Origin of the sequence: Cytobacillus massiliigabonensis (assembly GCF_900199725.1) — a bacterium.
Classification (GTDB): Bacteria; Bacillota; Bacilli; order Bacillales; family Cytobacillaceae; genus Cytobacillus; species Cytobacillus massiliigabonensis.
Map to the genome: position 1 here is coordinate 275,920 of NZ_LT904903.1, position 26,607 is coordinate 302,526.

At 37.1% G+C, this 26,607-nt stretch carries 30 protein-coding genes and 7 tRNA genes; 27 read left to right on the forward strand and 10 right to left on the reverse strand.

Translation table 11 applies throughout. The features are described 5' to 3' along the window. Positions 1 to 68 precede the first annotated feature (68 nt). The 9 genes from C1726_RS07430 to C1726_RS07470 all read left to right on the forward strand — a co-directional run bounded on the left by C1726_RS07430 (position 69) and on the right by C1726_RS07470 (position 2,464). Positions 69 to 143: transfer RNA gene (locus C1726_RS07430), tRNA-Gln, on the forward strand. Positions 144 to 153: 10 nt separating this feature from the next. Further along, positions 154 to 227 (forward strand) — tRNA-Cys (locus tag C1726_RS07435). Positions 228 to 237: 10 nt separating this feature from the next. Further along, positions 238 to 311 (forward strand) — tRNA-Gly (locus tag C1726_RS07440). Positions 312 to 327: 16 nt separating this feature from the next. Further along, positions 328 to 401 (forward strand) — tRNA-Ile (locus tag C1726_RS07445). A 33-nt stretch (positions 402 to 434) separates the two neighbouring features. After that, positions 435 to 509, forward strand: a tRNA-Asn gene (locus tag C1726_RS07450). Positions 510 to 520: 11 nt separating this feature from the next. Then, positions 521 to 611, forward strand: a tRNA-Ser gene (locus tag C1726_RS07455). Positions 612 to 628: 17 nt separating this feature from the next. Continuing rightward, positions 629 to 702 (forward strand) — tRNA-Arg (locus C1726_RS07460). A gap of 267 nt (positions 703 to 969) precedes the next feature. Continuing rightward, positions 970 to 1,545, forward strand: coding sequence for a histidine phosphatase family protein (locus C1726_RS07465; RefSeq protein WP_102272588.1), 576 nt, complete (start codon positions 970 to 972; stop codon positions 1,543 to 1,545). Between the two features lie 130 nt (positions 1,546 to 1,675). After that, positions 1,676 to 2,464 carry an alpha/beta fold hydrolase gene (locus C1726_RS07470; protein WP_102272589.1) on the forward strand — a complete coding sequence of 263 codons (789 nt, stop codon included), beginning with the start codon at positions 1,676 to 1,678 and terminating at the stop codon, positions 2,462 to 2,464. A gap of 23 nt (positions 2,465 to 2,487) precedes the next feature. On the opposite strand, the gene C1726_RS07475 is transcribed toward C1726_RS07470, so the two are convergent. Genes C1726_RS07475 through C1726_RS07485 form a run of 3 tightly spaced genes read right to left on the reverse strand, consistent with a single transcriptional unit; the run spans position 2,488 to position 4,486 of the window. Continuing rightward, positions 2,488 to 3,393 (reverse strand): aminoglycoside phosphotransferase family protein, encoded by a 906-nt coding sequence (locus tag C1726_RS07475; RefSeq protein ID WP_180968134.1) that lies wholly within the window; start codon positions 3,391 to 3,393, stop codon positions 2,488 to 2,490. A 26-nt stretch (positions 3,394 to 3,419) separates the two neighbouring features. After that, a complete protein-coding gene (locus C1726_RS07480) occupies positions 3,420 to 4,112 on the reverse strand; it encodes an LrgB family protein (RefSeq protein ID WP_102272591.1) in 693 nt (230 codons plus the stop codon). Continuing rightward, positions 4,082 to 4,486, reverse strand: coding sequence for a CidA/LrgA family protein (locus C1726_RS07485; protein ID WP_102272592.1), 405 nt, complete (start codon positions 4,484 to 4,486; stop codon positions 4,082 to 4,084). Before C1726_RS07485 ends, C1726_RS07480 begins: the two co-directional genes overlap by 31 nt. 173 nt (positions 4,487 to 4,659) lie before the next feature. Here C1726_RS07485 and C1726_RS07490 point away from each other — a divergent pair, with 173 nt between their 5' ends. Continuing rightward, positions 4,660 to 5,112, forward strand: coding sequence for a MarR family winged helix-turn-helix transcriptional regulator (locus C1726_RS07490; protein ID WP_102273233.1), 453 nt, complete (start codon positions 4,660 to 4,662; stop codon positions 5,110 to 5,112). Between the two features lie 48 nt (positions 5,113 to 5,160). On the opposite strand, the gene C1726_RS07495 is transcribed toward C1726_RS07490, so the two are convergent. Together C1726_RS07495 and C1726_RS07500 are read right to left on the reverse strand one after the other, a co-directional pair. After that, positions 5,161 to 6,381, reverse strand: coding sequence for an MFS transporter (locus C1726_RS07495; protein ID WP_102272593.1), 1,221 nt, complete (start codon positions 6,379 to 6,381; stop codon positions 5,161 to 5,163). Positions 6,382 to 6,401: 20 nt separating this feature from the next. Continuing rightward, complete coding sequence (locus tag C1726_RS07500) at positions 6,402 to 7,445, reverse strand: ArsR/SmtB family transcription factor (RefSeq protein WP_102272594.1); 1,044 nt, start codon at positions 7,443 to 7,445, stop codon at positions 6,402 to 6,404. Positions 7,446 to 7,759: 314 nt separating this feature from the next. On the opposite strand from C1726_RS07500, the gene C1726_RS07505 reads away from it, so the two are divergent. From C1726_RS07505 to C1726_RS07510, 3 genes are all read left to right on the forward strand, one after another. Beyond that, the gene (locus tag C1726_RS07505) at positions 7,760 to 8,038 is read left to right on the forward strand and encodes a hypothetical protein (RefSeq protein ID WP_102272595.1); all 279 of its coding nucleotides are present in this window, start codon (positions 7,760 to 7,762) and stop codon (positions 8,036 to 8,038) included. 39 nt (positions 8,039 to 8,077) lie between these two features. Then, the gene (locus C1726_RS26130; protein WP_180968135.1) at positions 8,078 to 8,245 is read left to right on the forward strand and encodes a hypothetical protein; all 168 of its coding nucleotides are present in this window, start codon (positions 8,078 to 8,080) and stop codon (positions 8,243 to 8,245) included. Between the two features lie 142 nt (positions 8,246 to 8,387). Further along, a complete protein-coding gene (locus C1726_RS07510; RefSeq protein ID WP_102272596.1) occupies positions 8,388 to 9,959 on the forward strand; it encodes a histidine kinase N-terminal 7TM domain-containing diguanylate cyclase in 1,572 nt (523 codons plus the stop codon). A gap of 185 nt (positions 9,960 to 10,144) precedes the next feature. On the opposite strand, the gene C1726_RS07515 is transcribed toward C1726_RS07510, so the two are convergent. Continuing rightward, on the reverse strand, positions 10,145 to 10,987 hold the full coding sequence (locus tag C1726_RS07515) for an aldo/keto reductase (protein WP_102273234.1): 843 nt from the start codon (positions 10,985 to 10,987) through the stop codon (positions 10,145 to 10,147). Positions 10,988 to 11,012: 25 nt separating this feature from the next. After that, a complete protein-coding gene (locus C1726_RS07520) occupies positions 11,013 to 12,206 on the reverse strand; it encodes an MFS transporter (protein ID WP_102272597.1) in 1,194 nt (397 codons plus the stop codon). Between the two features lie 203 nt (positions 12,207 to 12,409). On the opposite strand from C1726_RS07520, the gene C1726_RS07525 reads away from it, so the two are divergent. The 3 genes from C1726_RS07525 to C1726_RS07535 all read left to right on the forward strand — a co-directional run bounded on the left by C1726_RS07525 (position 12,410) and on the right by C1726_RS07535 (position 14,600). Beyond that, on the forward strand, positions 12,410 to 12,781 hold the full coding sequence (locus C1726_RS07525; protein WP_102272598.1) for a winged helix-turn-helix transcriptional regulator: 372 nt from the start codon (positions 12,410 to 12,412) through the stop codon (positions 12,779 to 12,781). Between the two features lie 298 nt (positions 12,782 to 13,079). Then, a complete protein-coding gene (locus tag C1726_RS07530) occupies positions 13,080 to 13,718 on the forward strand; it encodes a DUF6944 family repetitive protein (RefSeq protein WP_102272599.1) in 639 nt (212 codons plus the stop codon). A 60-nt stretch (positions 13,719 to 13,778) separates the two neighbouring features. Beyond that, positions 13,779 to 14,600 carry a GNAT family N-acetyltransferase gene (locus C1726_RS07535; protein ID WP_102272600.1) on the forward strand — a complete coding sequence of 274 codons (822 nt, stop codon included), beginning with the start codon at positions 13,779 to 13,781 and terminating at the stop codon, positions 14,598 to 14,600. A gap of 103 nt (positions 14,601 to 14,703) precedes the next feature. On the opposite strand, the gene C1726_RS07540 is transcribed toward C1726_RS07535, so the two are convergent. Continuing rightward, positions 14,704 to 15,324 (reverse strand): flavin reductase family protein, encoded by a 621-nt coding sequence (locus C1726_RS07540; protein ID WP_102272601.1) that lies wholly within the window; start codon positions 15,322 to 15,324, stop codon positions 14,704 to 14,706. 98 nt (positions 15,325 to 15,422) lie between these two features. Here C1726_RS07540 and C1726_RS07545 point away from each other — a divergent pair, with 98 nt between their 5' ends. The 7 genes from C1726_RS07545 (at position 15,423) to C1726_RS07575 (ending at position 20,904) form a co-directional block, all read left to right on the forward strand. After that, entirely contained in the window at positions 15,423 to 16,118 is a 696-nt protein-coding gene (locus C1726_RS07545; RefSeq protein ID WP_102272602.1) for an ArsR/SmtB family transcription factor, read from the forward strand. Between the two features lie 193 nt (positions 16,119 to 16,311). Beyond that, positions 16,312 to 17,235, forward strand: coding sequence for a c-type cytochrome (locus tag C1726_RS07550; RefSeq protein WP_102272603.1), 924 nt, complete (start codon positions 16,312 to 16,314; stop codon positions 17,233 to 17,235). Positions 17,236 to 17,294: 59 nt separating this feature from the next. Further along, positions 17,295 to 17,996: a response regulator transcription factor gene (locus C1726_RS07555; RefSeq protein ID WP_102272604.1), complete on the forward strand. Its 702-nt coding sequence runs from the start codon at positions 17,295 to 17,297 to the stop codon at positions 17,994 to 17,996. 148 nt (positions 17,997 to 18,144) lie between these two features. Next, complete coding sequence (locus tag C1726_RS07560) at positions 18,145 to 18,603, forward strand: hypothetical protein (RefSeq protein WP_102272605.1); 459 nt, start codon at positions 18,145 to 18,147, stop codon at positions 18,601 to 18,603. Positions 18,604 to 18,782: 179 nt separating this feature from the next. Beyond that, positions 18,783 to 19,514, forward strand: coding sequence for an SDR family oxidoreductase (locus C1726_RS07565; RefSeq protein ID WP_102272606.1), 732 nt, complete (start codon positions 18,783 to 18,785; stop codon positions 19,512 to 19,514). Beyond that, positions 19,511 to 20,548, forward strand: coding sequence for an S-adenosylmethionine:tRNA ribosyltransferase-isomerase (locus tag C1726_RS07570; protein WP_102272607.1), 1,038 nt, complete (start codon positions 19,511 to 19,513; stop codon positions 20,546 to 20,548). The genes C1726_RS07565 and C1726_RS07570 overlap by 4 nt, the downstream gene beginning before the upstream one ends. Continuing rightward, positions 20,545 to 20,904 carry a VOC family protein gene (locus tag C1726_RS07575; protein ID WP_102272608.1) on the forward strand — a complete coding sequence of 120 codons (360 nt, stop codon included), beginning with the start codon at positions 20,545 to 20,547 and terminating at the stop codon, positions 20,902 to 20,904. Before C1726_RS07570 ends, C1726_RS07575 begins: the two co-directional genes overlap by 4 nt. A gap of 83 nt (positions 20,905 to 20,987) precedes the next feature. On the opposite strand, the gene C1726_RS07580 is transcribed toward C1726_RS07575, so the two are convergent. Then, on the reverse strand, positions 20,988 to 22,688 hold the full coding sequence (locus C1726_RS07580; RefSeq protein WP_102272609.1) for a methyl-accepting chemotaxis protein: 1,701 nt from the start codon (positions 22,686 to 22,688) through the stop codon (positions 20,988 to 20,990). A gap of 245 nt (positions 22,689 to 22,933) precedes the next feature. On the opposite strand from C1726_RS07580, the gene C1726_RS07585 reads away from it, so the two are divergent. From C1726_RS07585 to rpmG, 4 genes are all read left to right on the forward strand, one after another. Beyond that, a complete protein-coding gene (locus C1726_RS07585) occupies positions 22,934 to 23,275 on the forward strand; it encodes a lmo0954 family membrane protein (RefSeq protein WP_102272610.1) in 342 nt (113 codons plus the stop codon). Positions 23,276 to 23,299: 24 nt separating this feature from the next. Next, positions 23,300 to 23,947, forward strand: coding sequence for a PspA/IM30 family protein (locus C1726_RS07590; protein ID WP_102272611.1), 648 nt, complete (start codon positions 23,300 to 23,302; stop codon positions 23,945 to 23,947). 306 nt (positions 23,948 to 24,253) lie between these two features. Continuing rightward, positions 24,254 to 25,462 (forward strand): GTP-binding protein, encoded by a 1,209-nt coding sequence (locus C1726_RS07595; protein WP_102272612.1) that lies wholly within the window; start codon positions 24,254 to 24,256, stop codon positions 25,460 to 25,462. Then, complete coding sequence (gene rpmG, locus C1726_RS07600; RefSeq protein ID WP_102272613.1) at positions 25,462 to 25,611, forward strand: 50S ribosomal protein L33; 150 nt, start codon at positions 25,462 to 25,464, stop codon at positions 25,609 to 25,611. The genes C1726_RS07595 and rpmG overlap by 1 nt, the downstream gene beginning before the upstream one ends. 64 nt (positions 25,612 to 25,675) lie before the next feature. Here rpmG and C1726_RS07605 read toward each other — a convergent pair whose 3' ends face one another. After that, a complete protein-coding gene (locus C1726_RS07605; RefSeq protein WP_102272614.1) occupies positions 25,676 to 26,599 on the reverse strand; it encodes a TIGR03943 family putative permease subunit in 924 nt (307 codons plus the stop codon). Between the last annotated feature and the right edge of the window lie 8 nt (positions 26,600 to 26,607).

Consider the following 26,607-nt stretch of genomic DNA (forward strand, 5'->3'; position numbering starts at 1 on the left):
AATTAAATGTTCCTGCGGTGATTAATCATGTGGTTTATTCAAAGATGTAATTCATGATGAAACTTCAATGGGCTATAGCCAAGCGGTAAGGCATCGCACTTTGACTGCGACATGCGTTGGTTCGAATCCAGCTAGCCCAGCCATTTTCTTTAAGGCGGCATAGCCAAGTGGTAAGGCAGAGGTCTGCAAAACCTTTATCACCGGTTCAAATCCGGTTGCTGCCTCCAATTCTCATATGCGGGTGTAGTTTAGTGGTAAAACCACAGCCTTCCAAGCTGTTGTCGAGGGTTCGATTCCCTTCACCCGCTCCATTATTTATGATAGAATGGGCCTATAGCTCAGCTGGTTAGAGCGCACGCCTGATAAGCGTGAGGTCGATGGTTCGAGTCCATTTAGGCCCACTTTATTGATTTAAGAAACAAGAATAGTATTACTCCGCAGTAGCTCAGTGGTAGAGCAATCGGCTGTTAACCGATCGGTCGTAGGTTCGAGTCCTACCTGCGGAGCCATTTTTATTATTGGGGAAGTACTCAAGAGGCTGAAGAGGCGCCCCTGCTAAGGGTGTAGGTCGGGTAACCGGCGCGAGGGTTCAAATCCCTCCTTCTCCGCCATACATATATAATACAATGCGCCTTTAGCTCAGCTGGATAGAGCATACGCCTTCTAAGCGTACGGTCAGAGGTTCGAATCCTCTAAGGCGCGTAAAAAAATAATTAAACCTTATAATAAAAAGGATAGCTGACCATGTTAGCTATCCTTTTTGCTATCTCTTAGAAACTAATACGTGAAAATTGCTAGTGGGTTTTGTTGAAAAAAGGAAAGCTCATTCATGTAAGGTATATATATTTATTTGCCAAAAAACAGCATTCAAACTTTATGAAAACATTGATTAGCATAATAAGAAGGTTGATTTAAGGTATAGTAGAATTAGTAAATAATCCCCTAATAAAAAATATCAGGAGCAAATGTATGGAAATTTCTTTAATTAGGCATGGAAAATCAAAGCAGATAGAAAATAATCGATTGAGCAGTCAAGAATTTCAGAACTGGGTCAAAAAGTATGATGAAAGTGGGGTTTTTGAAGAGGATAGCTACCCAGAGGCAACGCTTGGAAAGGCAGAAGCTGCAAGTCTGCTAGTTACGAGTGATTTAAAAAGGTCGATTGAGTCTGCAAGTCTATTACATCAACAGAAAAGAGTCATTTCTGATTCGTTGTTTCGCGAAGCAGAGCTACCTGTACTATCAGGAACATGGAGGATAAGATTAAGTCCAAATTGCTGGGCAATTTTCTTAAGGTGCTTATGGTATAGTGGTTATGCAAGACAGTGTGAGTCTTTAGCGAATGCTAGGCAGAGAGCTGAACGGGCAGCAATTCAATTAGTAAAGCATGCGGAAGAGCATCATTCAGTCGTTCTAGTAGGACATGGTTTTTTTAATAGATTAATAGCAGTAGAACTAAAGAAAATGGGCTGGAAAGGCAATAGAAAAATAAGTGCAAAACACTGGAATTGTGCAACGTACTCATTCTACACAAAACATTCATGAGCATCCGCTCACTAACCAAGTATGTAAATGTTGGTCTGCTTAATTTCTCTGCCCTCGTTATTACTTCGTACATAAAGGCTTGTTCAATTAATCAGACCGACAAGATACTTTTTTACACAGAAAAAGAGGGATAAAAATGCATTATAAAGAACACGGAGATAAGAAAGCCGCATTAATGCTTTTTTTGCATGGCGGCGGAGTGAGCGGGTGGATGTGGGATAAGCAGATTCAATCCTTTATGCATTATCATTGCATTGTTCCAGATCTGGCTGAGCAGGGGATGAGCAATGATGGAACGAACTTTTCGATAAAAACCTCTGCTGAAAAACTAATTGAATTAGTTCAAGAAAAAGCAAATGGAAAGCAAGTGATTGTAATTGGATTTTCATTAGGCGCTCAGGTAACCATCCAAATGTTAAGCATGAAACCAGAGTTAATTGATTATGCAATGATTAATAGTGCTCTAGTACGCCCCATGTTATGGGCAAAAAAGTGGATTAGCCCCTCTATTAAACTGACATTTCCCCTTATAAGAAATCAGTCATTTTCAAGAATTCAGGCGAGGGCACTTTATATTGGGAAGGATAACTTTGAAAACTATTATAAAGAAACACGTCAGATGAAATCTGATACACTGATTCGAATACTAGAGGAAAATATGTCATTTGAGATACCAGATCATTTTCATAAAGCAACGGGGCGGATATTGGTTACTGTAGGTGAAAAAGAGAAAGGAATAATGAAAAAATCAGCAATTGATATTGTGAATGGCAATCCAAATAGTATAGGCATGATGATCCCAAATATAGGACATGGACTGCCTATCGCAAATCCAGCATTTTTCAATCAAATTATTGAAGAGTGGATTGCTGAAGGGAGGATTCCAGAGGAAGGAAAGCTTATTAATCGAAGTCATTAAAAAAGACCATTTTACCCAACCCGTTAAATAGGTCGGCAATGGTCCCAAAAGTATTGTATTGATTGATAAAAAGCTTCATCATAATTCTCATGGTCTTCAATAGACCAGCATGTGGCTAAAACTGAATGGGCAAAGCCCCATGAATAAATTCTATGTGTATCGAGATCTAATTCCTCCGATAAAAGGGCTATACGCTTGTCAATCACAGCTGAAAAATTTTCTGCAGGCAGCCGATTTAATAAAAATTGAATGACCTCATATTCTCTATCACTAATTAATCCTTTAGGGTCAATAGCTGTCCATGAATCACTGCCATTATTCAATATATTGTAATGATGAAGATCCCCATGAAGCAAGTATGGCTTTTCTATTGATTTATTCAGTGCTGTAAATGTTTCAGCTGCTCCCTGAAGCATCTTTTTTGTAATTGGACCGATTCCATCAGGATTTTCTATCAATATTTTTAATAAAGCTTTTTCCCTATCTTCACTAGTAGGAATTTGCAGGGTATCTGATGCAGGAACCCACAATTTCTTCATGACTCTTGAAGCAATACGTGTAGCTGCCTCATCGTCTTCAACGGTTTCCAACATATTCCCAGGAGTTAATCGTTCGAGAATGAGGATCCCTTTTTTTAGATCCACATCAATAATCTCAACCATTGCACGACCGTTAAACTGCTGAATCGTATGAACCTCCGCATGAAATTCCTCACCAGGAACGACAAGCTTAACAACAACTTCTGTTCCATCTCTTTGAACAGCAGGAGCAACGAAATTATAAGACAACGGGAATGGAAGCATGATTTGGATGTCCCATCGCGCCTCGCATTCCTCAATAAGCATATTAAAATGATTCAGCCATTGTTCACCTTTCTCCTTATGGACAGACTTTATTGTCTGTACAAATTCCTTTGGTAATTGAATCATTCGATATGCTCCTTTTTTCAGAGATTTTAAATATGAAACGCCCATGCGATAATTGGTCCGAAAATAGATCCAAGAACAGCACATAGGGTCATAGAAACAGAGCTAATAGAAGCTGTCAGTTCCCCGTACTCAAATGCCTTCGAGGTACCAAGTGCATGAGAAGCACTTCCAAATGCAACCCCTTTGCCAATAGGGCTATTAATACCGCTCCATTTTAAAAATAATGGTCCTAGAATAACACCAGAAAAACCAGCAATCATGACAAATACCATTGTCATAGAAGGATCAACACCCAAATCTGTAGCAATCTGAATGGCTACAGGTGTAGTGATTGACTTTGGAATAATGGAAAGTATTAAGTCGCGGTTTATTCCAAAAACCTTTGCAATTAAGATTCCGCTGATCATACCGGAAAACAATCCAATTAGAACACCAATGATAATTGGATAAATGTACCTTATTAAAATGTGGCGGTTTTTATAAAGCGGATAGGCCAATGCAACAACTGCTGGCCCTAATAAAGAATTAATCCACTTACCCCCAATCATATACTCATCATACGAAATATCTGAAAGTATTAAAAGCACAATGATGAGAGCTGTTGCAGTAAGAACGGGAATCAATATCGGATTAGGAAAACGTGTATAGATCTTCGCCATAGCTAAGTAAACAACAACAGTTCCAAGAATTATAAGGATTGCGATAAGTGACTGCTGCATTTTTCATTTTCCTTTCGTTTTATTGTCTTCTTTTCTAAAAATTGGCTGACTGTTCCTGACACCAGCATGGTCAAAATGGTGCTAACAATGCCGATTAAACATAAGATTGCTCCGCTGATAGAGAATAGTGATGGGTAATTCATAATGCCGATCATGGCAGGAATAAATAATAATGGCAGATAGGCTAATAAAAAATTTGCTCCATTCTCAATGATCTTTAATGGAATAATTTTGATTGATAAACAAATTAGTAATAGGATTAGACCAATAATACTTCCTGGGATTGGGATAGGGAAAATGTGATGAATTCCATTTCCAATCCATGTGAAAGCATATAAAATAGCAATTTGGTAAATGATTTGTAGTCCCTTCATACTCATGATGTTCTATAAATAAAGAACATCTGCCTCCTTTTTATGTGAAATCGTGATGAAAATAAATAAAATCTTTACTTTAAATCCATATACTTGTACGATACAATTATATGTTTGTATTATACAAGTATATGACGATTTGTCAATGATCAATTAAAATGTATAGAATATATATGGAGGGGAGACTATTGCCAAAAGAAAATCAAAAAGCAGTTGAACGCATAGAATATGAACTTACAACATTAATCCGGCGAGCGGTTTATTTAGATATTTCCGATAAAAAAATTGGGCATTTGGAGAGGGCTGTCTATTTATTATTAAGACATCTAGATGAGTTTGGCCCATCTCGCTTAAAAGAATTGGCTGAAACCTTTAACTTAGATATATCTACACTTTCTAGACAAGCTTCCGCCATAGAAGCAAAAGGATATATTTTACGTTTTTCTGATCCTACGGATGGCAGGGTAAGTTTGTTCAAACTAACAGAACTAGGAAGGGAAAAATTAATAACCGACAAAAAAATGAGGATTGAGCGCTACCATACCATGTTAGAAGATTGGTCATATGAAGAGAAAAAAGTATTTGGTGAGCTGCTAGTGCGTATGAATGAAGCATTGATTGATTAAGGTTAAATTAAATAAGCTGCCCACCATGGCAGCTTATTTTATAAATTGTCAGGAAGTCATCTCTTTTCCAATCGGATTATCAATAAACTTAAAATAAGGGAGAAAAATACCTAATAAAGATACGCAGCAAATAACAGCACCGATTAATAGATATAAAGGGCGTATCCCCCATAGCTCACTTAATACACTGCCTGCAGCAACACCTAAAGGCATTGCAGCCCTGATAATAAAAAGCCTTACAGAAATGACCTTTCCCATTAAATGGTTTGGTATTATTTGTTGAAAGATGGTTATATTATGTACTCCGAAAAATGCCATGGCAAAGCCTGCTACAGCCTCAGTCATATATGCGGCATACATACTATGATTGATGGCAAGGAATATATAAGTCAATCCTCCAATAAGCAGTGATCCAAGCATGATCACGCGCCTGCTTTTGTATTTGATTTTCCCGATTAACATAGATCCAATTACATAACCGAGAGGAAAGCTTGCCATAAAATAACCGTATTCAGCATAGGTACCTGATAACTCAGTAGTAATATAGGGCAGAGTGATAACCATGGTAACGCCTACTCCAAATTGAACAAATGCAAGAAAGATTCCTAGCCAGACAATGATAGGCTGCTTAAAAAAGCAGGATATTCCTTCAGAAAATTGCTGAAGCCAAGTTTTCCGCACGCTTTGAGAGGTTCTTTCTTCTTTTAAAAATAACAATAATGTTCCGCTTGCTAGAAGGAACACGCTGACAATAAACAATGTTGGTTTTACACCGAAGTATTCCACCACTGCTCCGCCTAAAAATGGAGCCATAAAAGTCATAAGTCTTACCGTTCCATCTAAATAGGCATTAGCTGTATTTAGCTGTTCTTTTGGCACAATAGAAGGGATGATTGCCTGATTGGCTGGTGTATATACTGGTGTGATTAAGCCTACGAAGATTTGGACTGTGAAAATATGCCAGGGTGCAAGAGTCCCCATCAGTAATGAAACAAGCGGGATAAGAAATATTCCCCCTCTAACCCATTGAGAAAGAATCATAATCCACTTTCGATTCCATCGATCGATAAAGGGACCAATGAATAATTGAAGTACTAAGGAGGGGAGAAAATATAATAGCCACATACTTCCAAGTGCCATTGTGGAGCCAGTTAGCTGATAAATAAGAATGGAGTTGCAAAAGGTCCCAAAAGCCCCGCCTAATTCAGAGATTGCATTTCCCATCCATATAAATAGAAACGACCGATTTTTTAATACACTATTTTTCATTTTTTCCACCTATCGCTTCTTCATTGATTTAGATACATATCTAATTCTTTCGCTAATCCTGCGAGTGCACTTCTCTTCAGTGAATATTTTGACTGGGTTATTTCTACTAGTTTTGCTGCCTTCAGTATCTTTAGGTGATGGTGAATCGTAGATTTCCCGATATTTAATTGTGAGGCAAGCTCCTGTAATGTATGGTCATGCTCAGTCAGCATTTTGACAATTCGCAGCCGAACCTCATCTCCTAACGCCTTATGTTTAAGGACGAAAAATTGGTTAGGTGTGTATTTATCATTAGGAGAGATACTTTCATTGGCTATAGGGTAATAGAAAACCTTTGCTCCTTCTATATCTGCTTCAATATTCCATGGGCGGTAAATATACTGTGGAATTAAAATGACTGTATGTATGCTTGGTTCTGGTAAATAAGTAACCCCGCCAGTTGCCCATTCTACGAATTCTTCAGATTTCATTTTTTCTTTCATTCGTTTCTTCGCTTCATAATCCGTCTGTAGAATAGCCGAAAGCTTTTCAGAGCTATTGTTTATAACTGTTTCGTACCAGCCTGTCATAACATGGATAAGATGTTCCTTTAGGAGACTTTCATCTACCTGACAAATAAATGCTATATAGTGAGGTAAAAAGGGATGATCGCTTGTTAGGCGCTGCATTTCTGCCATCGCGGTTTTTGCTCCGTAAGCAGCATTGTGTCTGATTTCTTGATAATTAGATCCTATAAATGGCAAACAGTAAAATTTTAAATCTATGCTTGGGAGATCTTGAATATACGATGTAAATTCTGATAGATGAGTGAATGGTTTCATATGCAGCAGCTGGAGCAAGGCTTTCCAAGTATTGTTCTTTTCGACAAAGTCTAAATGCTGCAATAGATCTTTCGATAAGGAACTCTTGATATCAGTCCAATAATCTTGCTGTTTTTCTAATGTTTTAATAAGCGGGGTATTAGTGATGGCTGCAATCCCTAATGCGCATTCCCACAAAAGGGAGTATTCCAGCTGAATTTGGTAAGTCTCTTTCTTTCTTCCCGTAAGATTTAAAATATCCATGTTAGCACCTCATTTATTTAGTATAAATTCATTCTATAATCATCGAACAAAATATTCAATAATTTTAGAATTTTTATTTCTTAGTTAAAATTGTTTTATCAATTAGTTTAAGGTCAAGGATACGTTAAGCGGGAATAATCAAAAAATAATCAAGGGTAATAGGGTGAAAGTGCTGGATACTGGACAATCAGGCTACACCTTAGTGAAAAAGAAAAATGTTTAATCTGATAGAAACAGGGGAATAAGTCTAGTAGAGAAATAGATTGAATGATTCATTAAGAAAGCTTAAACATAATAGACGAGGAGGACTTATTATGAAACAAGCTTCACTTGTAAAATCATTAACGGTAGTAGGCGTAGGAGTAGGAGCATCGGCAGCAGCTATTTGGTTATCTTCTAAACCAAACCGAATCATGGCTAAAGATTTAGTAAGGGATTGGAAAAGAAAAGTAAAACCTTCTCCTTTCGATAAAAGTGAAAATCTTCCGATTGAAAAGGGAGGGCATCCGCATCCGAGAGATATAGAAGATAACAATATGGTTAGTGAAGGTGCTTTATATTCAGTGCAATTTTTCAATGAAAAAGTACAGTGATCTTTTCATCAATTCTAAAATGAACATGGGGTGTATGTAATGAAGAGAGAGATGAAAGATAAACTAAATCCAATGAACGGCACGATGGTTCAAAATTTCACGGAAATGAAGGAAAATGGGAAAATAATGGAGAGTATGGATACAAATAAACAATTAAAGGAAAAAGGAAAGCAGCCAGATCCAAAGCAGGATACGGAACCTAAATAATAGAATAGTAACAACTGAAAGCCTGGGAATCTCTCCAGGCTTTTTATCTTCAAATAATTCAAATATTAAAACTAGTCATATAGGAATAAACTGCTATATAATAAAAAAAATAACAGTTTTTTATTATATGGAGTAGGTAGAAATGGCGCAGGAATTATTATTGTATGTATTAGTCGTTGTAAGTGCAGGCCTATTAAGCCTTTTTTTATGTGGGTATGCTGTTTGGAAAATAAAGGACGCGCCTGGAGCTAGATACTATATATTAGTCACATTAATGTCAGCAGTTTTTACTTTTGCATATGCCTTTGAGCTGATGGGTACGTCGCTTGCAGAAATAAGCTTATGGTTAAGAATAGAGTATCTCGCATTGCCATTTATTCCAGTATTTATTTTATTAATGTGTTTGGACTATGTTGGACAAAGATTAAAACCATGGATCTGCTATTCGCTTTATGTTATCCCGATTATAACCATCTTCATGCATAATACGAATAGCCTTCATCATTTATATTACAAATCAATCGAACTAAGAAGTGAAACTCCATTCCCAACAATCAAGCTGGAAGGTGGTCCTTGGTTTTACGTCCATTCCATCTTTCTTTTTTTATGTTTTATGATGAGTATCATCATATTGCTCATGCAGCTGAAGAAGGCATCGTTTAGGTTTCGGATGCAAATCCTTTTAATGGTAGCAGGACTGATGATCCCTTTAATAGCAAACTACTTTTATATTAACGGGATGAGTCCAAGTGGCATTGACCTTGGACCTGTCTCTATGAGCATTTCCTTTATGTTTCATGGAATAGCCCTTGTATCTTTTCAAATGTTTAATGTCACTCCAATTGCTAGGGAAAAAGTATTTGAAAGTATGCAAGAAGGTGTTATTGTTCTAAATCAAAAAGATGTCATTGTCGATTATAATGGCACGATGCTGAAATTAATCCCAAAACTAAACAAGCATGCGATTGGAAAGCCGATTAGAGATGTGCTTCACAGTAACCCAAGGCTGGCAGAAATCATAAATAATAAGCAAGAGTGTGATTACAAGATAAGTCTTGGCGGTGAACATGCATACTACAATATACGGTTTTCACCTGTTCAAACTAAGAAAAATATATACATAGGAAGGATTGTCACCTTTGCCAATGTAACTGAAAGAGTCCATATACAGGAAGAACTAAAAAAACTGGCAAGCACGGATGGACTAACAAAAGTATTAAATCGGACTTTCTTTATGGAAAAAATAGAAGAAGTTTTCGAATCTCTTACGATAAAAGGAGGAAGCGTTTCTATTATTATGTTTGATATCGATCATTTTAAGAAAGTGAATGATACGTTCGGACATGCTATCGGAGATCATATTTTAATACATGTTGCAGATACAGCAAAGAAAAGCATACGGAATACAGATATTATTGGGCGCTATGGAGGAGAGGAATTTATTATTTGCATGGCAAATACTCCATTATTTGAGGCATGTGAGTTTGCAGAGACCATCCGTGAGGAAATATCGAAAGTAAATCGTCTGATTAATGGCGAAGAAGTAGTTATAACGTCCAGCTTTGGCGTTTCACATGCTTATATTAACGCCGGAGAAAGCCAATACTCTATACATACCTTAATGAAGCAAGCCGATGAAGCCCTTTATGCAGCAAAAGGAAATGGCAGAAACTGTGTTCAATGTTATAGACAAGCTTTGGAGATTGTAAAATAACTTATGACAGAAAAACTGAGAACAGGATAATCCAGTTCTCAGTTTTTGAAAAAATACCTATCATTTAGGCAGTTTAACACAATTAAAAGAGCAGATATAATTAGAAATCAATTTTTATAAAATAAGTGTAGAGAAAGATACCCATTCTCTACACTCTGAGAACTCGGAATTTGAGCTCTTTTACGTTAAAAATCAAAATGATCTGGGTCTGGCCCTACACGAAGATTTTGATTTAATTCATCAATGGTTTTCATTTCCTCTTTCGTCAATTCGAAATCAAATACATTTGCATTTTCAACAATGCGATACTCTTTTGTTGATTTTGGAATGGTAACAACCCCGTTTTGCAAGTCCCACCGCAAAATAATTTGTGCAGTAGATTTATTATGCTTGGTCGCTATTTCCTGTAAAACTTTGTTATCTAGCAACTGGCCTTGCATTAATGGTGACCATGCTTCCAGCTGAATGCCGTTGTCTTCACAAAATGCTTTCAGCTCTTTTTGAGTTAATCGTGGATGGCATTCTACTTGATTAATCATCGGCTTGATTTCAGCATCCTTCATTAAGTCTTCTAAATGATGAATTTGAAAATTACTTACTCCAATTGCTTTTACTCGGCCTTCTTTATAAAGAGTTTCTAGCGCTCTCCAAGCATCCTTGTATTTTCCTGCAACCGGCCAGTGAATCAAATATAAATCTAAATACTCTAAGCCAAGTTTCTTTAAGCTTGTTTCGAAAGCCGCTATCGTTGATTCATATCCTAAATCCGCGTTCCAAACCTTTGAAGTGACAAATAGCTCTTCTCTTGAAATGCCTGCTTCTTTTAGACCTTCTTGGATCCCTTTGCCAACCCCTTCTTCATTCTCATAAATCGCTGCTGTATCCACACTGCGGTATCCATGTTTAATCGCTGTTTTTACCGCGTTCACTAATTCTGGACCTTCTTCGACTTTAAAAACTCCAAGTCCAAACCAAGGCATTTTCACACCATTATGCAAAGTTGTTGTATCTTGTAAATTTTTAACCATCATTTTTAAACCCTCCAAAATTTTATTATATTTTCCTTGCTTGATCTTTTCGTTCCAAAGCTTTGCTAAATCCAGTTAAAACTGCAGCCGCTAAAACCATAAGCGCTCCAATCCAAGACGTATGGATGAGTCCTATCGAGTCTGTAATGAGACCGCCTAAATAGGAGCCAATCGCAATCCCGGCATTAAATGCAGCTATATTTATTGCTGACGCCACATCAACCGCACTAGGAACAAAGCGCTCAGCCAGTATGACAACATATACTTGTAAGCCCGGCACATTCATAAATGCTAATAGACCCATCAATAGAATCGTTATTAACCCGGCAATTTTAAATGGTGCTGTAAACATCAAAATAAATAAGACAACTGCCTGTACAATAAACATATAGAACAATGCACCAATTGGATTTTGATTCGATAACTTCCCTCCAACCATATTCCCAATCGCAATCGCAATTCCATAAACTAATAAAATGACAGCCACAGTTCCTTCTTTAAACCCCGTGATGTCTTGAAGCAATGGAGATAAGAAGGTAAACACGACAAATGTTCCGCCATATCCTAATGCTGTAATGATGAATAAAAGCAATAGCCGGCCATTTTTCACAAGCTTAAGCTGATCACGAAAGGTAGTTTTTACTCCTTTTCGTAAATTAGATGGAACAAGAATGCTATTTGCAATAAAGGCAATGACACCAATGATAACAATGGTCATAAAAGCTGTTCTCCACCCTAGCTGTTGACCAATAAAGGTTCCAAATGGTACACCAGTTACCGTAGCTACTGTAAGACCTGTAAACATAATTGATATCGCACTAGCTCTGCGATTTTCTGGAACTAAATCGGCAGCTATTGTCGATCCTATTGACATGAAGACCCCATGTGAAAATGCTGAAATCACACGTGCCACTAGCAAGAGCCCAATTGTTGTAGAGATTGCGGCAAGAGTATTGCCAATAATAAAGACAATCATAATCCAAAGTAATAATGTCTTACGTGACATTCTCGATGTCAAAGATGTCAAAATAGGAGCACCAAACGTTACCCCTAAAGCATATAAAGAGACAGTTAATCCTGCCGTGGTAACCGGAATACTTAAATCATTTGCAATAAGCGGAAGCAACCCGACACTGATGAATTCAGTCGTTCCAATTGCAAAAGCACTAACTGCTAAAGCAAGCAACGCGAACGTGCTTTGCTTTTTACTTAAAGCCATTTTATTTCCTCCTTTTTTCTGTTATACAAACGGAAACTTTCTTTTTGGCGAATAATATATTTTGAAAGAAAGTATAGTATGAATCGGCCAGCAAATGTTATTATGAGATATATCGGACATAAAGAAAAGTACGCACTTTAAAGTTATATAGAAACCATAAAGTAATATAGGTACTTTTTAGTACCTGTAGAGGAGGATATGAAATGCAAAAAAAGAAATACAATATTTCTGTTGAAGCAACATTAGAAGTCATCGGTGGAAAGTGGAAATGTGTGATTCTCTGCCATCTAACTCACGGAAAAAAACGAACGAGCGAATTAAAGCGGCTCATGCCAACTATCACACAAAAAATGCTTACCCAACAGCTGCGCGAGCTAGAAGAAGATGGTGTCATCAATCGAATCGTGTACAACCAAGTTCCGCCAAAAGTAGAATACGAACTCAGTGAATATGGACGAAGCTTAGAAGGTATCTTACATTTACTATGTGAATGGGGTGAAACACATTTAACGAGAGTATATGGAGATAAATTTTCTGTTTTAGAAGATAGTGTGTTGAATGAACAGCTTAAATGAGGGGATTTAATTTTTGAGTCTTCGCCCGACTCTCTTATATGGACATAAATAACCTGACAATAATTAAAAGACAGATATAACAGCCGATTCCTTTAAAATAGAAGGTGTAATTGGCTGTTTATTTTATATCCCTTTAAAGAATAAAATTATCGAGATGCTTGCTGTGCTCAAGAAAAGTAAAAGGGCAACTTTTTAGTAAGGCTCGTATTGCGCATTTGCTTTTGAATAACTTTCTGACACGTATTCGATCGTTTGAATATATTGAATGAAAAGAAATAGTAATGGGCGGATGCAGCAAATGAATAATCAGCAAAAGCAACTTATTGGTTCATGGATACAGGCGGGTGGAACGGTTATAGCTGCATTTGGCAGTACACCGTCTCAGATCCTAACTGAGGAGGATCAATTTAATTTAAGCTTATGGGGAAATGTTCTGCAAGGAGTCGGAAATGCCTTGGTAGCAGATGGAACAGAGACAGTTTCTTTAAGTAAGCTCGGAAACGAAGTACAGGCAATTGGAAATACTACTGTAGTTGGCGGAATGTTGATTGATTTTAAAGAGGAAACGAAAAAGATATTGATTATCGATGGAAATTGGCTGCAGGCTGTAGGCGGAGGAATGGCTGCGGCTGATGCAATAGATGATGAAGCCTCACTAGAAAAAGCGTTAAATGTGATTGGAAATCTTCTGCAGGTAATAGGAAATTCATTACAAGCAATTGCAGGCATATATGAATTAAAAAAAAGTAAAGAAAATGAAAATGATAATAATACGCAAAAGTCTACTAATCAAATATCCTATTATCAACACAATAATTCTTCTAAAGAAGATGAAGAACAAAACGAAGGAGAAGCTTTAGATTTTAGCGGGAGCTGGATTCAGGCTGTCGGTGCTGTTATTTCTGCAATTGCCCAAACCATATCAACAAACTCATAAAAAGGATTTTATGCTAGAAATAAAGAATAAGTTACTATCGCTTAATTTAGGGGGGAAAAAATGCTGACAGCTAAACAGTTAACAGAAATTAAGGAACTGCAGAATGTTTGTGAGAAGGGTGAACCCTTCGAACTGAAATTGAATTGGGATATGCTCCAATCACGTGAGGAAAACGAAGGAAATGACTTCTTCCATTATGAGGATGGAAAGCTAGTTGGATTTCTAGGTTTGTATGGGTTTGGGAATAAAGTCGAAGCTTGTGGAATGGTTGCACCTGATTATCGGAGAAAAGGCATATTTTCCAAGCTTTATCGTAACGCAGAAAATGTGTTGAAGGAACGGGAAATATCGCATATTCTCTTAAATGCTCCATCCAATTCTGAATCCGGAAAAGGGTTTCTGCAATCTGTTTCGTGCTCTTATTCATTTTCAGAGCATCAGATGAAATGGGAAGAAACGGAGCTCTCTTATAAAGAAGATGTGGTATTAAGGCTATCAAATCCCGATGATTTTGAAACAGAGGTCCAATTAGATGTCCAGTGCTTCAACTTTGAAGAAGAGGATGCACGAGATTATAATGAAAGGATTAAACGGGAAAATAAGGATCAATTCTATATTATTGAATCAAATGGAATGTCTGCTGGAAAAATGCGTATATCTCATCTGGATGGGGAAGCTTGGATTTACGGATTTGCTATTTTCCCTGAATTTCAAGGTAAAGGCATTGGACGAAAAACGTTAACAAATGTCATTTTAAACGAACATAAGAATGGATTTTCAATTTTTCTAGAAGTGGAAGCAAAGAATGCACACGCCTTAAAACTTTATGAGTCTTGTGGATTTAAAGCATATCATTCACAGGATTACTATAAAAAGGATTAAAATATAGATTAATAAATTATAAATGTACACATTTATGGAAAAAAGTCACCCCACCTTTATTTATTAGAGGAGGGGTGACTTTTACCTATAAATTAAACAACTCTTATATCTCAGCTCTAAATGTTTTTCCTAATTGATCGCTTAGACCAAAATAATGACGGAAATTATATATAATTGGACTCCACTTGTTTGGATCTATATGATTTTCTCCAATGATAATTTCTTTATGTGCATGAATTTGTAATGCTTTTGTTTCTACAATGGCAAAATCAGGGGTATGCTCGGGAATCCGAATGTTTTTCACTGCGGCTTCAATTTGTAAAGGACATTCCTTAATTCGAGAAGGCTTCACAGTCTCAGATTCAATTGGTGATAATCCGCTAATAGCATACTTATCTTTCCCATACTCAAACCCCACTTCTTTCTTAAATTCGGGAACGGAATTCTTTCCGGTGTAGCGTGCTAATGATTCAACATTTCTCCATAATGAAGGACTTGGAATGTTGATCACACATTCAGGATGACGTTCTAAATTTTCAATTGCTTTTCCGCCAAGACCAATCCCTAAAATAATACAATCTCCTAAAGCCCATGATGATGATAAAGGGCTAATATTTACCGAATCATCCTCATTCAGTGTATTTAGCAAGATAACAGGTGTACCGTAGTATAGAATATTAGGTTTAATTCTTTCTATATTTGGAGCATGATTGCTATTTTTCATCTGTATTCTCCTCCTACTTATCTATTCTTATTTATTGTAAAATAATAATATTCTAATCTTCATCGAAATATGGAATACAAAGAGAAGGAGAAATTTATATGAATGCAAATCCGAATGTAGCGATTATTGCTAGTCTTGTAAGTGAACCTTCACGTGCGGCAATATTGACTGTCCTACTGGATGGGAGATACCATCCAGTAAATGAATTAGCCTATATGGCTGGAATTAAACCACAAACAGCAAGCTTTCATTTAACAAAAATGGTCAATGCAAATATTGTTTCAGTAGAACAGCAAGGAAGACATCGCTATTATGGCATTCAAGATCAAGAGGTTGCTCAGGTTATGGAATCCTTGCTATTACTTGCACCGCCAATTGAAATTAAATCATTCAAACAAGCTTCAGAGGATAAGGCTATCCGCATAGCAAGGACTTGCTATGATCATCTTGCAGGAGGGCTTGGCGTGCAATTGACAGATGCCCTTATTCAAAAGGGCATTCTTTGTGAAGAAACGAAAGAATTTACCCTTACGGAAAAGGGCAGAGACTTCTTTGCTGATTTTCAAATTGATATAGGAAAAACTAAGACTAAACGACGTTCATTTTCACATAAATGCCTCGATTGGAGTGAAAGGCGGCACCACCTTGCTGGAGCACTAGGAAACGCCATATTAGAAAAGTTATTAGAATTAAAATGGGTGGAACGATTACCAAAATCTAGAGCAATTAAGATTACTCCTAAAGGGGAAAAAGGATTGAAAGAAACTTTTTCTATAGAGGTTAATATATTGTAGATACTTTCTCAGAAAGCATAAAATATAGTCTGCTGAGAAATATGATAAATATATGAAATCTGTTCTTTTTATAGCAAAGTTCACTAAACGCTCACGACAAATTAACCAACTCTTAACACTCCTTTTAGACAATTTACTTGTGATATCAATCATAGTAAATGCCAAATGAACAGCAGTTGAAAGGAGAACGAATATGAGAGTGAAAAATCCATTGATCCTGCCAGTAATGGCCATCATTATTACGATGATAGCTGGCTTCACGTTTCTTTATATTTATGTAAAGGATAAGCCAGCCAAAACAGAACTAGCAAGTTCAGAGCCAAAAGTAGAAGAAACGGCTGATCACCCTTATGCACCGCCAAGTATGGATGAGTTGCCTGAAGGGGAAGAAGGAGAATTAATTAAGCTTGGAGAAAAGTATCATAATGAAACAAGCCATGTTCTAGATGGGTATGTTGGAAACAAATTAAGCTGTGCAAGCTGCCATGCAAATGGGGGAGTTGGCGATGCTCTTGACCTAGTTGGAATTTCGAAAACATACCCACAGTATAATCCTCGTGCGGGAAGAGAAGTAAGTTTGGAAGACCGAATAAACGGATGCTTTATAAGAAGTATGAATGGAAAGCCGCTGCCTAAAGAGGGAGAAGAAATGAAGGCAATGGTTGCTTATTATAATTATATATCAACAAATGTTCCAGAGGGTACGACTGATCGGCCGTGGGCTAAGCTTAAAAAGGCAGAAGGCGATTTATCAAAAGTGAATGTAGATGAAGGAAGAGAGCTTTATCAGCAAGCATGTATCTCTTGTCATGGGGAAGATGGTGCTGGCGGAGCAACAGGACTTGCACTTTGGGGAGATAATTCATACAATATTGGTGCCGGGATGGCAAGAGTTCGAACAGCTGCCGGCTACATTCAAAAATATATGCCAAAGGCGCCAGTTGGCGATTATGAAGCAGGTTCTCTTACAGAAGAACAAGCGATGAATATCGCAGCATATATCAATTCTATGGAGCGCCCAGATTTTCCAAATAAAATTCACGACTGGCCTAATGGGGATGCACCAGATGATGCAGCCTATGAAACTTTAGCTGGCAAGAAGAAATCTAATGAATAATAGCTTCATATAAATGCTGGCTGATCGTTTTACTGTATAAGAGAAATGTGGTGATTGTTATGGAGGATGGGAAGCTGAGAGGGAAGACGATTCTTCTAATTGATGATAACGAAGATAACAGGGTGGAACTTAATTGGTATTTGTCCAAAAATGGCTTTGAGATAATAGAGGCTGTGAATGGAAAAGAAGCCAAAAGGAAATTTTTAAAGTATGACCCTTGTTTCGTCCTGCTTGAAACAGATCTCCCTGATATGAATGGTTTGGATTTCTGTACTTGGATTCGCAGCCAGAACTCTAATAATGTGCCTATTATTATACAATCAGCGAAAGGTGCCGATCAGGACAAAATACAAGGGCTGAAGATGGGTGCGGATGATTATATTGTAAAACCGCTTAACCTTGAAGAGCTATTGATAAGAATAGAAACCGTCTTGAGAAGAACCGTAAATCGATGCAGCAAATTAAGCTTTAAAGGACTGACAATTAAACCAATAAAAGGGATCGTTAAATTTCATGATCATGAGATTCATGTCACCCATTTTGAATATCGGCTTCTGTATCTTTTTATGACACATCCTGATCAAATATTATCAAGGGAACAAATAATTAATGAATTGTATAAGAAAAATGAAAAAATAATAAATGAAAGGACGGTTGACGTACATATTAAGAACCTCAGGGAGAAAATAGCTGGTTTTTCTGATTATCCTTACATTGTATCAATGCGCGGCTTAGGCTATAAATTTAATATAGATTTTTAAAATAGGAAAATGGAGATGTTATATATAAAACATCTTCGTTTTTTTTAGTCTCTTAAATGTCAGCATAAGCCAGTAATTAAATCGGCAATACTAATCATATGAAATTTAAGGCGTTTTTTTATATGGACAAAAGGCAAGGAGGACAGAAATGATTGGATTAATCCTTTCTGTAATAGCAGTCAATATGCTCGTTTTTTTTATAAAGAAGAATCTGACTATGAATCAAATGGTCCATATATGGTTCTTTACTATTTCACTTCAATTAATTTTTGATGTTTTTATCGATTTGAAATACCACGGCTACTGGTATATAACGCAAGGAATTGATTGGGAAGCCTTTCCTGCCTATACTATATTAATCCCTCCTGTTAATATTCTATTTTTAAATTGGTTTCCTTTTAAACGTTCCTTTATAAAAAAATTCTTATATTTGGCTGTATGGGTAATAGTCATATTGATTTATGAAAGTATTGCCCAGATTCCCCCTCCTTGGGGATACTTTGAATATGGCTGGTGGAGGCTTGAGTATTCAGCAGTCATCGACCCGATATTATTACTCATATTAATAGGTTATTATAAATGGATTCAAGTGATTGAGAAGAAATAAAATGGGAAACGGAGCTGATTGTCTCCGTTTTTTATGCATTCTTAGATTCATTCTCATCCAAAAGTAGTAGAAATTCATCATCATAATTGAGTAACTGCATTCCAACTCGCTTCCGATGTTTAGTGAACGCTTTCTTTCTAAAATAAAGCTAACAACAATATAGAAAGCGAGAGATTCTAATGGATAAAAAACCGGTTGTAATGATTACAGGAGCATCAAAAGGTCTTGGAAGAGCCTTAACATTAGCATTGGCAAATGAAGGAGTACGGCTAGCTATTTGTGCGAGAGGAGAAATGATGCTTCGAAAAATAGAAAAAGAGGTACTGGCACTTGGGGCAGAAGTGATTGCTGTCCAAGCAGATGTTTCTGACATAAAAGATGTAAACCGTTTCGTATCTATTGTAGAAGAGGGCTTTGGGCGTGTCGATGTATTGATTAATAATGCATCTATATTTGGACCAGGACCAGCACTATTATCTGATTATCCGGAACACGATTTTGCTGAGGTGCTTCGGGTTAATACAGTGAATCCATTCCTCATTACTAAGCGTGTATTGCCAGGTATGCTGAATCGAAACAAAGGGAAAATTTTCAATTTGACTTCTGAAGCTGGCAAAACGGGATTTGCAGAATGGGGAGCTTATGGCATCTCTAAATTTGCAGTAGAAGGGTTAACACAAACTTGGGCGGATGAGCTTCAAGACACAGGAGTAACTGTCAGTATGGTGGATCCAGGGGAGATGGATACAGAGATGCATAAAGTTGCTGTTCCAGAATGCGATTATAAGCTAGAGGATCCTAATGAAGTGGCCAAGGTATTTGTCACTCTTGCATTAGATGAATCGATTGTCTTAAATGGAAAACGGTTTGAGGCACAATCTTTTATTCAGGAAAAGAGGGATGAACAATGATGAGCACTGCACGTTCATTCCGAGTGCCTGAATATTTAAATGCGCATACTCCAGCGGAGTATAGAGGGATCCAGCGTGATCATGTCCGCTTAATGACATTAGACTCAGTGACAGGAGATTGTTCCCATAATTATTTTAATAAGCTGGATTCGTATTTAGTCAAGGGAGATTTGCTAGTCTTAAATAATAGCCGAACCATTCCGGCAGTCCTAAAAGGAAAAAGAGGAAAGCAAGCAATTGAAATTCGTTTATCCCGAAAGTTATCGGAAAGAGAATGGGAGGCCCTTATCGTTGGTGGAGTAATCACTGTTGGGGAAAAAATTGATTTGCCTGGAGGACTAACAGCAACTATTACTGGGCTAGGGGCTGAGGCACCTTTAATCGTGCTTTCCTTTTCAAAGAGAGGATTAGATTTATTAGAAGTCTTCTATCGATATGGGGAACCGCTCCATTACGAATATATCGAAACGCCTTGGCCGATAGAGATGTATCAAACAGTATATGCTTCTGTTCCAGGATCTGTAGAAATGCCTTCGGCGGGAAGAGCATTTACATGGCGATTGCTTAATAAGCTGAAGGAAAAAGGAATAAACATAGCGTATTTACAGCTGCATGCTGGCTTGAGTTATTACGGAAATAATCGCTGGCCACATCCTAACAATCATCCTGAGGAATTTTGTATTTCCGCAAAAACTGCGGAATTGATTAATAAAATAAGGAAAAATAAAGGGCGGGTGATTGGGGTTGGAACGACTGTAGTAAGGGCACTTGAAACAGCGGTCAATTTAGATGGAAATGTGGAGCCACAGAAAGGAATTACAAGTTTGTATATTCAAAAAGGGTACCCTTTGAAGGCTGTTGATGGTTTAATAACAGGATTTCACGAGCCTGAAGCAAGCCATTTAGATTTGCTTTCTGCTTTTATTGATAAGGGTTTATTAATGAAGGCATACAATAAGGCATTAGCTGATGGGTATCTATGGCATGAATTTGGAGATATGAATTTAATCCTGCCGATGGATGGGAGAAAATGAAGTGGCATCATGCAGGAATACAAGTAAGTAATTTAAATGATTCCATCCAGTTCTATAAACGAATGTTTGGTTTTTCCTTTGAGAAATATTTAATGTTTCAGGATGAAAAAATTGTTTTTCTTCGGAATGAGAATGTCCAAATTGAACTAATTGAGTCAGAGGAGAATAAAGCACCATTACATTCTATTCATATAGCTTGGCAATTGGAGGATATAGAGGATTGGATTAGAAAGCTGAAAAAAGAAGGACTTTATCCGTTGGAAGGACCTTATAGCTTAAAAAATGGGTGGATCACTGTGTTTTATGAGGGACCCGATCGTGAGATAATCGAATTGATTCAAGTAAATAGAATTTAAAAACCTTACCTGAGTGAAACGATCCCAATTGTTAGACACGATCTAACAATTGGGGTGCAGTACATAGCGGTAAGGTTTTCGATTTAAATTTTAAATTTCCCAATTAGTGATTGCAGGTCATCTGCCATTTTAGATAAATATTTTGCTGAAGATGTTATTTCATGCATGGAAGCCAGCTGTTCTTCTGTTGCTGTAGATACAGATTGTGTGCTGGATGCGGCAGTATCAGCTAATTCCGTAATGAATTTCATTGATTGAACTGCTTGTTCAGCACCTGCAGCCATTTGCTGGACAGCAGATGAAACTTCCTGTATTTGGTTGGTTACTTCATTTACCGAGTCTTGAATATGAACAAAGGAATCTCCGGCATTGTTAACAATTTCCATGCCCGCTACCACTTCTTTTGTTACAAATTCCATGGATTCAACCGCTTTATTTGTATCATGCTGTGTGATAGAGATGAGCCCGGAAATTTCTTGAGCAGACCTGGCAGATTGTTCTGCAAGCTTACGTACCTCATCAGCTACTACCGCAAACCCGCTTCCATGCTCCCCGGCTCTTGCTGCTTCAATCGCTGCATTTAATGCAAGAAGGTTTGTTTGTTCAGCAATTCCAGTAATCGCTCCAATAATTTGATCGATTTCTTTTGAACGGTCTCCTAATCCACTAACGACTCCAGCCAATTCATTGACTGTTCCGTTAATCGAATCCATTTGGTGGACGGCTGTTTTGATTGCTTGTACTCCTTCTGTTGCTTTGTTGGAAGCCCCAATCGCCGTGATCGTAACATTCTGCGCATTAGCAGCAATTTGCCGTACACCATTAGATATCTCAGTGATTGTTTGAGAAGTATCTTCCACACTTTGAACTTGCTTATCGACACTTACAGCCATTTGGTGCATGGTAGCAGTAATTTGTTCCGTAGCAATATTCGTTTGTTCAGCACTTGCTGTTAATTCATCGGAAGAAGCAGCGACCTGCTTTGAACCAGCATGCACTTGCTGAATTAATTCTCGAAGATTATTCTTCATAAGGCTGAGGGTAGTTGATAAATCTCCGATCTCATCTTTATTTTTAATTTGAATATCTTTATCTGATAGATCTCCTTCAGCAATTTTCTTAGCGGAATGAATTAAGATAGAGATTGGTTTTGTTTTCCTTCTGATCAGCCAAATAGTGATGACGCTGGCAATAGCCATTGGAAGAAGTCCGAGGATAAAGCTGCCTTTGACAGAATCCCATGTTCTTTCAGACACAATTTTGGCATTAAAGTCAATCGCATTTAAAGCGATTATTTCTTTATTTGGGTCATGGTCCTTAAATATGGGGGCATACCCAGTTACTCGTTTCATTCCGCCATATTCATAAATCTCTGAATAATGAGGATGCTTTGTTTCCTTAATTACCTCTAATGCTTCCTTATCAATATAGAAGGAATCACCTGCTGAATATCCTTGATCCTGCATATTTTGATCAGCTGCTAAAATTTTTCCATCCAGTTGTAAGACGTATTGACTTTCAAAAATTTGTTTATGATCGGTTGTCCAATTTAATGTTTCCTGTATTTTACTTAATTTTGCGTCGTCACCTTTCATGATATCCTCTAAATCTTCTGGATTTATCAGACCGGTGGTAATATTCGCACAGCCAACCGCTTCAATGCCTGCTGCTTCATATGTGTGTTCATAACTTACTAAATAGTTGGAAATGGAAGTAATAATCATTGATATAAAAATAACAAAAACAATAATTCTGCCAAGCTGCCAAGTGATCGTCTTTCTCATGAAATACTTCTCCTCTGAGTTTAATAAATCGGTATAAATACCCATGCGATTCTTATTCTACTATAAATAAGTTGTTTAAAGTTGAATAACTTTTTAATAAATATTGGAAAAAAACATTATATTTTGCAATTTGGGGCTTAGCCTTACTAAGTCTTGAGGCTTAGCTGAAAATAAAGCGCAAGCTCGTTATGGGAAATCCAAAATAAAGGTAAGATGAAATCAAGATAAAGAAAGGAGAAAACAAAATGAAAAAATTTGGTTTGTTATTAATCGGCGGAATTTCAGCGATGATATTACTTTCTACCATTGGTCCTATGATAGGATTCCTAGTAAGTATTGCGCTTCTATATTTCATCTTTAAACAATTTTTGAAGACTGATTCAACAGGAGGGAAAATTGGGTTAGGGGTTGTTGGTTTCTTTATTCTAATGGCTTCTATTCACAATGCACCTGCGATCATAGGAGTTGTTGCAGCATACGTATTGTACCTTGTTTACAAAAAATGGAATGGAAATAAACAAGTAGTTGTTAAAGAAACAGACCCATTTGTTAATTTTGAAAAGCAATGGAATGACATCAATAAATAATTGAATTAAAGGAGAGAGCGAGTCATGACAAATTTACTTGCAAAAATTAAAAATACAATAAAAGCAGACTTAAACGAAGCGCTGGAAAGAAAGGAAAATAAAAATCCCATTGGGCTGCTTAATCAATATCTTCATGAATGTGAACAAGAAACAGAAAAGGTAAAAAAGCTTGTCGATCGTCAATATCAGCTCAAGGATGAGTTTGAAAGAGAGCTGGCAGAAGCAGCAGAACTTGCTGAAAAAAGGAAGTATCAGGCAGGTATTGCTTCAAAAGCAGGAGAAATAGAGCTCTATCAATTTGCCTTAGCAGAGCATCAGCATTATTCAGACCGTGCCGAACGCCTAAGAGTCTCTCTGAATCACATTTTAAGTCAGCTTGAAGAATTGGAAGGAAAATATGAAGAAATGCAGCATAAACTTAAAGACATGCATATACGCAGGATGGAGTTAATGGGACGCGAAAATATTACGCGAGCCAATCACCAAATAAACAAAGTATTGGATTCAGCTTCTAACTCCGATAAACCATATTCTCGATTTGAAGCAATAGAAGGCTATCTTGATCGTTTAGAAGATCAAGTAAATAGAGCCTTTCACAGCAGCTCAATTGATGCAAAGATAGCGCAATTGGAAAATGAGATGAAAATGAGTGAAGGTAAAATTAGTTCATAATCTTTTGGACTAAAAATGATTTGAAATTCAATTTAATAAAAAAGTCAAAGGAACTGGAATCCTTTGGCTTTTTTATTAAATTGAAATGGTTATTAAATAATTTCCCTTGTTTTTTCGGAAGAGAGATGATATTGTAACAAGAGCGGCGGTAAATCGTAATTATTCCGATTTATATCGGATAAAAAGTACTATTACTAAAAATGTAAAAAGTAGAGGTGAAAGGGTTGGATTGTTGTATTAAAGTAATTGCAATAGATATTTTTAATACATAAATCGTAATCATTTTGATTAGCGGGAGTGGATTATATGAGAAAAATACCTGTAACAGTATTGAGTGGTTATTTAGGTTCGGGTAAAACAACTTTACTCAACCATATTTTGCAAAATAATGAGGAAAAGAAAATTGCTGTTATTGTCAACGATATGAGTGAAATTAATATTGATGCCTCATTAGTTAAACAAGGCGGATTTTCAAGAACAGAAGAGAAGCTAGTAGAAATGCAAAATGGCTGCATATGCTGCACCCTTAGGGAGGATTTGATTAAAGAGGTAGAAAAGCTAGCTTCTTTAGGAGACATTGATTACATTGTGATCGAGTCAACGGGTATTAGTGAACCAGTTCCGGTGGCGCAAACCTTCACATATGTGGATGAGAATCTAGGAATTGATTTATCATCATTATGCAGACTGGATACGATGGTTACGGTTGTTGATGCTAATCGTTTCTGGAATGATTTTTCTTCTGGTGAAAGCTTGTTAGACCGCAAGGAAGCGACAGATGAAGCAGATACGAGAGAGGTTGTTGATTTATTAATAGACCAGATTGAATTTGCTGACGTAATTTTGTTAAATAAAATCGACTTGGTAGAACAAGAGGATATTAAAGAATTAAAAGCTGTACTGCAGAAGCTAAATCCTGAAGCACGTATAATCGAAACAGATCATGCACAGGTTCCGCTTGATTGTGTTCTCAATACGAAATTATTTGATTTTGATAAAGCAAGTCAAAGTGCAGGCTGGATAAAGGAGCTTAATAATGAACAACACATTCCAGAGACTGAGGAGTATGGTATTTCTTCCTTTGTATTTCGCAGGAGATTGCCATTCCATCCAGAGAGACTGATGAAATGGCTAGAGGATTGGCCAGTTGATGTCGTTCGAGCGAAAGGTTTTATCTGGATAGCCACACGAAATAATATAGCAGCACTTCTCTCACAAGCAGGACCTTCTATTACCCTGCAAGGTGTTGGTGAGTGGATAGCAGCCTATCCAGAAGAGGAAAGGAAACAAGTATTAATCGAAGAACCTGAACTGCTGGAGAAGTGGGATGACGTGTACGGAGATCGCTTAACAGAGCTTGTTTTAATAGGGATTGATATGAACCGGGATGAAATCGAAGAATCATTAGAGAAATGTCTTCTAACTAAGGAAGAGCTTTTAGCTGATTGGTCAACATTTAAGGACCCGCTACCACCATTTATAGTAGAAGAAACTGAATATAGGAGGAAAGAATAATGAGAGTGAATATTACTTTGGCTTGTACTGAAACAGGCGATCGAAATTATATTACGACAAAAAATAAGCGGACGAATCCTGATCGTATTGAGCTGAAAAAATATTGTCCGCGTTTAAAGAGACATACATTGCACCGCGAAACAAAATAGAAAAAAAGTATAAGCACTTAATTCGTTAAGTGTTTATACCTTTTCATATAGGAAAAAGCCCTTTTTATAAAACTTTTATATTAAGTGGATACAGATATGGTTTTGCTGGTTCATTAATCTTCTTCCAATCGGTAATTTTAATAATAGGCAGCTCATTTCCGGCATAAGTCGTTACATCTAAAACACCTGTTGCTTCTATCCACGTATCTTCTTCAATTGAAGCGGCCTCAGAGAACTCCGAAAGAAAGCCAATGATACTTGCATCTGCGACACAGTGGGTGATTAAAAACCTGGATAACACTAGCTGGTTTTGTTCAAAGCCCTCCTCTTTGTAGACATAACCTGTTAAAGTAATGTTTCTTCCTTTATATCGATTGACATCAAGGCTGATTTCTTCATAGTAGGGGGAAAATACATAGTCATTCATCTCAATGTTAGCGCTTTGTTCAAGGTTTTGTACTAGCTTGTCATACTCCTCTTGAGAGACTTCTTCAGGAAAATCAAAAGTTGATTGGTCGGTAGAATGTTCAATAGGCTCTGAAGGATCAGCTTGTTCAGCCGGATTGGAATTAGTCTCCTCTTTTTTCTGAACAGATTGTTTTTGATTTGATAGGATAGCCATGTCGCCTTTTTTATCGATAATTGATGCATCAAGTACTTTGGGTGGCAAGAGGAATCCGGTAATCAGCGGGAATATTAATATCCCATAGGAGAGGAGCTTCTTTGTATTAAAATTGGAATCTCCGTGATCGTGAGTACATGCATGATCATCATGATGACAATGATGTCCTTGCTCTTTAACTGTCCAAATTCTAGTCAGTTGAATGAAAAACAAAATTAAAAATAGAACGGAAGCAGATTGGTTTAATAACTCATATTTAGGATTAATATACTTCGTCAAATCCCCGGTAAAGTGCATTTTGAAGAGCATGGCAGAAAAGGCAAACAATATGAGTGCTCTTGCAGCTTGCTGAAAATTGAATTTCACTTCTCCTC